Genomic DNA, 4,715 nt, shown 5'->3' with positions numbered 1-4,715 from the left:
CTCTAACGCACTTGAGTCCATAAATGAGTTAGAAGCCATAATTTAAAATGACTAAATTTAACTCTGAACTTGAGGCCGTTGAAGAAAATAGAGTTAGCATTTTCGAGTAAGGCCGAGGCCGATTACAAACGAGATTCAAAGATGGATAAATCCCCATGGCGACCTTTTCGCAGCTCTTGTTTTTAAATAGCGAAAATGTTGCGGGGCGGCTGGGAGTTCTAAGAGGGAACAGCCGTTGGTTTCCTCTTGGTCTGGTGTGGGCGAAGCGCCACGACGTTAGTTGCCGCAGGCCATATCTTAAATGCACTTTTTCCAAGAGTGAGTTTGAAACTGATCAAACTTTATAATGGTCGTGCAGTTAAGGGCTAACCAGCTTTTATTACTTGCTATAACTAATCCGATACACGGCATTGGCAAAGTCATCTGATACCAAGATAGAACCATCTGCCAGGGTCATCACATCGACAGGACGGCCCCAGCTTTGTTCTCCATCAAGCCACCCTGTAGCAAACGGCTTATAGTCAATCACTTTATTCCCCTCAAGTGCCACCTGCATAATGCGATAACCCACTTTGTTAGTGCGGTTCCACGAGCCGTGCTGGGCAATTAAGATTGATTGCTTATAAGCCGCTGGGAATTGACTACCTTGATAAAACTCCATGCCTAATGCAGCAACATGAGCACCTAAGGTTAATACCGGAGGCGTGTTGAGTTTGGCGATTTTGGGGTTAGTAAAATCTGGATCGGCAATATCCGTGTTGTGAATATAAGGAAAACCAAAGTGTTGGCCTTTTTTGCTTACACGATTAAGCTCATCATCGGGTAAATCATCGCCCATCATGTCGCGGCCATTATCGGTAAACCATAACTCACCTGTTTGTGGGTGAAAATCAAATCCGACACTGTTGCGTACACCTTGAGCGACGATAGTGGTTTGTTTTGTTTCAAGATCTAATTGTAAAATGCTGGCAAAGGGCTGCTCACTTTCACACACATTGCAAGGCGCGCCGACGGGAATGTACAGCTTTCCATCTGGGCCAAAAGCGATAAATTTCCAGCCGTGATGGGATTTGTTAGGTAACTTGTCGTACACCAATTCTGGTTTAGGAATGATGGGTAATGATTGTTCAATATCAGGATAACGCCAGATTTTATCGACTTCAGCGACATACAAACTGCCATTATGGTAAGCAAGACCGGATGGCATAAACAAATCCGTTGCGATAATGATTTTCTTATCAGCTTTGAAGTCATTATCACTGTCTATAAGCGCATAAACATTGCCTGCTTTGCGACTGCCTACAAACACAGTTCCTTTTTCACCAAGCGCCATCTGGCGCGCATTTTCAACATTCTCGGCATACACATTAATGGTAAACCCTGCTGGTAATTTGATCTTATCCAGTGGTAATGCATAGGCTGAATAAGAGATGCCTAAAAGTGCGAGGGTAGATAGCAAACTGATTGGTTTAATCATATTGGGCCTCTTATGTAGATTGTTTATCTGTTTGAGTTATTTGAGTTATTTGAGTTATTTGAGTTATTTGAGTTATTTTCCAAGTGTAAGGGTAATTATCACCAGTCTTTAATGATCTGTTTGACCATATTGGCGGTGTTTTCTGGTTGTTCTAATGGAAACATGTGTCCGCCATTGGGGAGTGTCATTAACTCAATGTTATTCAGCTTTGCAAATCGAACAAAATGTTTAATCGGGAATATCTGAGTCTTTTCACCATAAATCAGTTTTGCTGGCACGGTAAGTTTGTTTTTGTACTTAACAAGGTTGGTCGGTAAATGCCTGAAAATGTCGGCTTCGACGGCAGGAGAGAAGCTGAGCTCTAAACGTTTATTGCGTAGCACCACACTTGATGAGGCATAGTCTTGTAAGCAGCGAGAATCGAAATTTTTAAACAAGGTTTTCTGTGAAAAATAATCAACCAAATTAGTGTTTTCTGGCCATAGATTCTGGCGTGTTTTCGCTTTACCGGCGGGTGAAAGCTTATCAATGTAAGGTGTGCGCTTAATAAAACTCAGCAAATGTGAGAATGCGCCGGTGACGACAGGTGGATCGAGCATCACTAAACCTCGAAAAAGTTCAGGATGTTGGCAGGCAGCGATAAACGATATAACACCGCCGAATGAATGCCCAACACAAATGACCTTTTCATCTTGCTTCTTAATAAATTCAACAAGTTCCGTGACTAGGTGCTGCCAGTTATTGTGTATTGGGTAAAGTACATTATGGCCAAACTGATTGTGGGCTATGGTTCTAAAGTCGTTATCAAATTCTTGTAGGAACGTTTTATAACTGCCCGCGGGGAAGCCGTTGGCATGCACAAGGTTAATTAATGGTTTTGTCATAGTTTGCTCTAAAGGGTTAGCGCTATTAATGATTAAATTAATTCAGTCATGAGCTAAGTTAATTGGCAATAACGCGGGTGTACCCAATGCTTAGAATATTTTTAAAGGATCGATTTGTGTTAACTCTTCAAATTCAGGCGCACGGTTTTGCGTTTTAGCTTTAAATATTTCCATCATGTCGTTTTGAGGTTGGAACATGCCGCTTTGCCATACCGACATGTAATGTAAACTGTCGGCGACACTGTGGTCACGTGCATAGTTAATCATCTCTTTACAGCCGGTAACGGCTAAAGGCGAGCGGGCGGCAATGTCTGCAGCAATGCCTAATACAGCAGTTAACATTGATGCTTGGTCTTCATACACATGATTAACTAATCCGGCTGCTTTGGCTTCAGCCGCAGGCATTCTGCGGCCTGTGTAGGCTAACTCTTTCACTAATCCGATTGAAATCAATTTAGGTAAACGTTGTAAGGTCCCTACATCAGCGGTCATGCCGAGTTTGGTTTCTTCGATGCTAAAAAAAGCGTCACTGGTGCAATAACGGCAATCTGCCGCGGTGACCATATCGACAGCACCACCAATACAGCCACCTTGAATGGCCATGAGTACAGGCATACGGGCAGTTTCAAGCACATTAAAGCAATCTTGCAATTTGAGCACTAAACGGCGTAAGTGGTCGTGTTTACGACCTAATTCGATATTATCGTCGCTGTTGCTCGCACTGAATACGGCTAAATCCATACCCGCGCTAAAATGCTTGCCTGTAGACGAGATAACAATCGCGCGAGCCGCAGATTGATTATTAATCTCGTGTATTACGCTTGGAAACTCATGCCAAAAGTCGACGTTCATTGTGTTTAATGCGTCAGGTCTATTAAGAATGATGTGAGCAACTTTATCGTTAATGTCGACAGTGAGCGTTTGGTAGGTCTTTTGCGATATCATATTTATATCCTTATAAATTCAATGTAATAAGCTTATCTTGTTCTATTGCTGCATCCAAAGAGGCAAGAATGGCCTGACGTTCCTTTAACTTGGTTCCCAAATGCGCAGGCATGTTCAGTGTTTGCATGTGTTTAGCCACGGCGTGTGCAGTGTCCATGAGTTGTTCTGGCTCAACCACTTGATCAAGAAAACCTGCCAATACCGCTTGTTCTGGTGCAAACAATTCAGCATTGATTACCGCGCGCGACAGATAATTTTGCGGAATACGATTACGCGCGATTTCAATCCCAGCCTGATGCATTGTCATCCCAATAGCCACTTCGTTTAGGCCAATTTTAAATGGCCCTGTGCTGCCAATACGGTAGTCACAGCTGAGTAGTAAAAATGCGCCTTTAGCAATGGCATGGCCTGAACAGGCACCAATAATCGGTGTTGGGAATGACAGCATTCTGCGAGCTAATGTTGAGCCCGCAGTGACCAAAGCAATTGCAGCTTGTGAACTTTGCTTCATGGTTTTAAGATCGTAACCGCCAGATAAAATACCAGGTTGGCCAGTTAATATGACAACCGCATTTTGTTGTTCTGCGTGGTCTAATGCACTGTTAATTTGAGCGATGACTTCAGGCGATATTGCATTCACTTTGCCATTGTTCAGGGTAATAACATGTACATTGTTTTCGATTACTACGGTGATCAGTTCCATTGTTTACCTTTCTTCTTGTTATAAATAGTTGTTATTAAACGTTATAATGTAGAGCGCTAACAATGCTTACTATTTCATTGTTCTCGTTAGGTATTTTAAAGAAGTCTGTCTAAATATTTTTGCGACTAAATCATCACTGACGATTCGCGCGGAGCTCATCGTCAGTGTTTTATTAGGCTAGGCGTTATCGGCCATCACTTCACTATTACTTTTTGATTTAAAATACTTTGAATTTAACATACCCGCTAGAACCCCTGCGGTAAAGAGCATTGTGAGTGTGTAAATCGCGGGCGTAAAAGACATCTTGTAGTTAGCCAACAGTGTTAATGCCATAAACATTGATAAGGTACTGTTTTGTAAGCCGACTTCAATCGTAATCGAGGTACGTTGCGCCAAGTTTAATCCAAACAACTTACTTGAATAATATCCAAGCAACATGGTTGATATATTAAGAATAATCGATACTGGCCCAGCGGCGATAAGTGCTGGAATAACGATATCTTGCTGAATATACGTTAAAAATATAATCAACAACGTCAAAAACAATATGCCAAAACGTGACACATGAACTTGAGTGCTTTCTGCTATTTTAGGTGCGTAACGTCTTATCATCATACCAATTACAATAGGCACAATAGTCAGCTTCATTAAGCTGAACATCGTTGCAAGTATTGGCAACTGAAATTCATTGCCTTGCCCCATAAAG

Annotated in this window: 5 protein-coding genes; all 5 read right to left on the bottom strand. The window is 42.0% G+C overall.

All coding sequences use genetic code 11. The annotated features are described in order from the left end of the window. Window positions 1-379: 379 nt before the first annotated feature. Entirely contained in the window at window positions 380-1,477 is a 1,098-nt protein-coding gene (locus CXF78_RS10500; protein WP_102036742.1) for a PQQ-dependent sugar dehydrogenase, read from the bottom strand. Between the two features lie 98 nt (window positions 1,478-1,575). Then, on the bottom strand, window positions 1,576-2,361 hold the full coding sequence (locus CXF78_RS10495) for an alpha/beta fold hydrolase (RefSeq protein ID WP_102036741.1): 786 nt from the start codon (window positions 2,359-2,361) through the stop codon (window positions 1,576-1,578). A 90-nt stretch (window positions 2,362-2,451) separates the two neighbouring features. Then, window positions 2,452-3,306 (bottom strand): crotonase/enoyl-CoA hydratase family protein, encoded by an 855-nt coding sequence (locus tag CXF78_RS10490; RefSeq protein WP_102036740.1) that lies wholly within the window; start codon window positions 3,304-3,306, stop codon window positions 2,452-2,454. Between the two features lie 10 nt (window positions 3,307-3,316). After that, window positions 3,317-4,009, bottom strand: coding sequence for a crotonase/enoyl-CoA hydratase family protein (locus tag CXF78_RS10485; protein WP_102036739.1), 693 nt, complete (start codon window positions 4,007-4,009; stop codon window positions 3,317-3,319). Between the two features lie 177 nt (window positions 4,010-4,186). Further along, on the bottom strand, window positions 4,187-4,715 hold a 529-nt coding region (locus CXF78_RS10480; RefSeq protein WP_374702282.1), incomplete at its 5' end, for a bile acid:sodium symporter family protein.

Source organism: Shewanella sp. 11B5, from assembly GCF_002836795.1.
GTDB classification, from domain to species: Bacteria; Pseudomonadota; Gammaproteobacteria; order Enterobacterales; family Shewanellaceae; genus Shewanella; species Shewanella frigidimarina.
The sequence above is the reverse complement of the archived record's forward strand: the minus strand, read 5'-3'. Positions and strand labels throughout refer to the sequence as shown.

Bases quoted from the DNA above. Each gene is read 5' to 3' on its own strand.
- CXF78_RS10485 (WP_102036739.1), bottom strand. From the start codon at position 4,009: ATGGAACTGATCACCGTAGTAATCGAAAACAATGTACATGTTATTACC.
- CXF78_RS10490 (WP_102036740.1), bottom strand. From the start codon at position 3,306: ATGATATCGCAAAAGACCTACCAAACGCTCACTGTCGACATTAACGAT.
- CXF78_RS10495 (WP_102036741.1), bottom strand. From the start codon at position 2,361: ATGACAAAACCATTAATTAACCTTGTGCATGCCAACGGCTTCCCCGCG.
- CXF78_RS10500 (WP_102036742.1), bottom strand. From the start codon at position 1,477: ATGATTAAACCAATCAGTTTGCTATCTACCCTCGCACTTTTAGGCATC.